2 protein-coding genes are annotated in these 1696 nt (G+C 24.8%); both read left to right on the top strand.

Annotated elements, in window-relative coordinates; translation table 11 throughout:
• Nucleotides 1-518: hypothetical protein (locus WJW32_RS12395; protein WP_340258785.1), on the top strand; the 518-nt coding region annotated here is incomplete at its 5' end.
• Between the two features lie 648 nt (nucleotides 519-1166).
• A complete protein-coding gene (locus WJW32_RS12390; RefSeq protein WP_340258784.1) occupies nucleotides 1167-1625 on the top strand; it encodes a 3'-5' exonuclease in 459 nt (152 codons plus the stop codon).
• Nucleotides 1626-1696 lie beyond the last annotated feature (71 nt).

Genomic DNA, 1696 nt, shown 5'->3' with positions numbered 1-1696 from the left:
TAATTAACGGAGTAGGAAACAACTTAGTAGCTCCTAAACAAAACACTACAAGAGAACAAGCAATCGTTATGATGAGCAGAATAGCTAAAAATAATGGATGGATGGGTGAAATAGGAGAACCAATCGTAGACCCTCCAAAGCACGAAGAAACTAGAGGTTTATCTGACATGAATATAGGAGATACTAAGAATGTTAATTCAGGCGTTTTAGATGTTACGATGGTTACAAACGCTTACGTAATTAAACCTGAAAAAATTGAAATGGTAGACGGAAATCAATTCAATTTAAAAGAGGATTACAGTATAAAAGATGTACTATGTGTAACTGCTAGTAATACAAAATGCTTAGTAGGTATAAAAGGAGATTCAGTTACTAGAGTTTTCAAGAAAATGAATATAAATGTAAAAGAACAGGCTTATGTAACGCTTTCAGAACAAGAAATAAAAGGTTACGACTATTTAGCTACTTACAGTCCGAGTGGTAAAACATTAAGTGTTTTCAAAAATCCATTAAAATAAAATTAACAAAGAGGTTATATATCCTATAACCTCTTTCACTAAAGATTAGGGAGTACTATACTAAAACAAAGGAGGATAAACAACACCACTACATTTGTGGAATATATTGTAAAATATTTAAAGCTATATTCAAAGTTTGTATTCCATAATAATAAATAGTATATTATCTATAAATATAGTTCGAGTGTGGAAATTATAAAAACCTATTTTAAATATTTGTACAATTCATTAAAAAAGAGTATATATAAAAAATATAATTTTTTATTATTGTTATATTTTTATACATACTCTTTTTACTAATTTCAATAACCTTATACTTAATAATAGGGTTATATTAGTATTCACTTCTCCTATAAAATCAATAAGAATCTTCCGAATTCTCATGCTAATTAGTCTTTTTTATTTTTCTGAAACTGAAATTAAATTTTTAAAACTAAAATTCTGTAATTTAAAATAATATTTTATCCTTTGCTGTTAGATTCTTATATAACACAATTATTTTGATTATCTATGGATTGGCAAAAAATACAAATGAAATTAATGAATATATTGTAGATTATTCGTAAAAATAAGACCAAGTAATAATAAAAGAAAGAAAAAGAAAAATATTTTCTTTTCTTAATAATCAAAATAAAGGAAGTGTTAAAAATGAAAATTATAATATATGACACAGAAATAGCAGGATTTAATAAAGATATAATTCAACTATCGTATATTATTGTAAACGATAAAAAAATAATACCTAAAAACTATTATTTTAAAGCAGATTATATTTATCCAAAAGCTCAAGAAATTCATGGATTAAGTGTAGAAAAACTTAAAAAATTATCAAGAGGAAAAACATTTAAAGACTATGTAAAAATAATAAAACATGATTTTGAAGAAACAGACCTACTTATTGCACATAATTATTCTTTTGATTTTGCTTATCTTAGAAAGGCATTTTTAAAATGTAATATTGAATTTAAGGATGTAAATAAATTCTGTACTATGAATTATTTTAGGTCTATATGTAATATACCAGATAAACGTGGTAGAAATAAAGCACCTAAACTTCGAGAATTGATTGAATTTTATAAACGATACAATAGGTATGTAAGAACTTGATCTTTTAAGAATGTATAATTCAGAGCAATAAGATATAATTATCTCTAAGACCAAGGAGGTAATTATGATTA

The sequence above is a fragment of the Tepidibacter sp. Z1-5 genome (assembly GCF_037844525.1).
Classification (GTDB): Bacteria; Bacillota; Clostridia; order Peptostreptococcales; family Peptostreptococcaceae; genus Tepidibacter_A.
The sequence above is the reverse complement of the archived record's forward strand: the minus strand, read 5'-3'. Positions and strand labels throughout refer to the sequence as shown.

Bases quoted from the DNA above. Each gene is read 5' to 3' on its own strand.
- WJW32_RS12390 (WP_340258784.1), top strand. From the start codon at position 1,167: ATGAAAATTATAATATATGACACAGAAATAGCAGGATTTAATAAAGAT.